Origin of the sequence: Flavobacterium hibernum (genome assembly GCF_000832125.1) — a bacterium.
Taxonomy (GTDB): domain Bacteria; phylum Bacteroidota; class Bacteroidia; order Flavobacteriales; family Flavobacteriaceae; genus Flavobacterium; species Flavobacterium hibernum.
This window is the reverse complement of sequence record NZ_JPRK01000030.1, coordinates 1-2,009: the sequence shown is the minus strand read 5'-3', so window position 1 is coordinate 2,009 and position 2,009 is coordinate 1. Positions and strand designations below refer to the sequence as shown.

The 2,009-nt window shown below is 30.4% G+C and carries 2 protein-coding genes and 1 rRNA gene; 2 read left to right on the top strand and 1 reads right to left on the bottom strand.

Annotated features, from left to right (window positions below; all coding sequences use genetic code 11):
• Positions 1-981 precede the first annotated feature (981 nt).
• Positions 982-1,101 (top strand): transposase, encoded by a 120-nt coding sequence (locus tag IW18_RS23430; RefSeq protein ID WP_115098676.1) that lies wholly within the window; start codon positions 982-984, stop codon positions 1,099-1,101.
• Positions 1,102-1,124: 23 nt separating this feature from the next.
• Positions 1,125-1,439: a transposase gene (locus IW18_RS23425; RefSeq protein ID WP_316931607.1), complete on the top strand. Its 315-nt coding sequence runs from the start codon at positions 1,125-1,127 to the stop codon at positions 1,437-1,439.
• A gap of 458 nt (positions 1,440-1,897) precedes the next feature.
• Here the strand turns inward: IW18_RS23425 and rrf are convergent.
• Positions 1,898-2,007: ribosomal RNA gene (gene rrf / locus IW18_RS22545) — 5S ribosomal RNA — on the bottom strand.
• Positions 2,008-2,009: the final 2 nt, after the last annotated feature.

The following is a 2,009-nucleotide window of genomic DNA, read 5'->3' as shown; positions in this document are numbered from 1 at the left end:
TATTTTTAATCTTTTTTATCTCTTTTTCTTAACTCTCTGATAACACTAAACTTAACTTTCTATGTTTTTAAACTTTTGAAAGGTTTTTCTTTAAGCGTTGTACTTTTTGCAATTTTTGCTTTTATAAGAGGTGCTGTTTTGTCGACTTTACAACTTTTTTGGTATTAACTTGTAATACACCACCTCTTTCAATGCATCTCTATTTAATCTCGCAAAGGTGCTAAAGCTACTTTTATACCTGTATATAGAAAATAACCTTTCTCAAACTCCTAACCTAGCCCGATAGTAGTGGAAATTCCAGATCAAAAACAAAACCCAGGAATAAATATCAAAATAAAATCAGAAATTTACAATCTAAGAATTAAAAATAACCTCTATAGAACTTTTAAAATTTATACTTACTGATTTCCATACTATTGGAGACTTTTTTGGAGTTAACGGAAAGAAACTTCAAAGACAATATAAAAAACACTTAAATTCCTTTAATAAATGAGCACTAGCCCAATATGTACACCAATGGATTATTTATCCTAAAAACATCGAGACTCATTTACCTATTGACGAAGTGGCTTTATCCCAAGGAAAACTTTATACTAACCTGACCAACAAAAAATTCCAAGGCAAAAATGGCTCTATAGTAGCCATTGTTGCCAGAACCAAGGTCGATCAGGTCATAGAACGCATTTGTAAGATTGATCAAAAAGAGACATACTGCAAAAGAAATAACACTCGATATGGCTAATTCTTTGAAGTTGATCTCAAAGAGCTGTTTTCCAAAAGCTATATAGATTACCCATAGTTTAATATCTAAAAATTAGATTTAGAAGCACCACAAGGGATTAGAATCAAGTATCGATGGGAAGAGCTATTGATTCTGAGAATCAATTAGTACCACATGCAAAATCAGAAAATAAAACATACATCCTGCAACTTTTACCCAACAGAGATTCTGTAAAATAACTATTAGCTAGAAGCAGGTATCTGCTTTATAAATCTCCAGACAAATGTAATGAAAGCCAAAAAGAAAGAGCACAGATACTATTTGATTTATATTCTAATATAAAAACAGCCTACAATCTAAACCAACAACTTCATTTATAATAATAATAATAATAATAATAACAATGATAAACACATTGCCACACTGGCTCATCGGTATAGAAATGCAGAAGAATCAGGTTTTAAAAACTTTAACATTCCAATCAATCTTAAACTATTTTGATAACAGAAGTACAAATGCTTCTGCAGAATCTTTTAATGCCAAAATAAAAACTTTTAGACCTCAATTCAGAGGTGTGAGAAATATAGATTTTTTCTTATTCAGATTATCTAATCTTTTTACTCAATCCCTAACTTTTGAACATGATCCGAAATCTTTTTACTTTTTTTTCTTTAAAAAGCAAAATATTAAAACCAATATCGAAAGGCAGCCCATATAAAATACAGCTTATCTTAACCCACTAACAACTACAGACACTTAAAACCAATAAGAAATTTAAATCGAAAGATCATTAAACAGCTATTCCACATGCATCGTTTACTAATAAATTAAACATAAAGACTAGACAATCTAAACAAAAAAAACTCATACTTCTCCCTTCATTAAAATAAAACCTAAAAATTCCGATTTTCAAGTTAAAATATTTTTTAAAAACACTTCCAAAATAATTCAAGGTTCATTCATCATCTACAGCTCATATATTAAACAGAATATGATTATTCAAAATCAACTCCCTTTAATTATATTTTAAATATTAAAATTAAAAGAACATTTAAAATTATCCCTTAGCAGGTTTCATTACTTATAAGAGCTTACTATTAAAGCTAGCCACATTCTCATTCCCAAAAACCTATAAAAACAAAAAAACCCTATCCGATTGGATAGGGTTTTTGAAAAGAAAGGCGACGACATACTCTCCCACATAACTGCAGTACCATCTGCGCAGGCGGGCTTAACTACTCTGTTCGGGATGGGAAGAGGTGAGCCCCGCCGCAATAACCACCTTAAG

Bases quoted from the DNA above. Each gene is read 5' to 3' on its own strand.
- IW18_RS23425 (WP_316931607.1), top strand. From the start codon at position 1,125: ATGATAAACACATTGCCACACTGGCTCATCGGTATAGAAATGCAGAAG.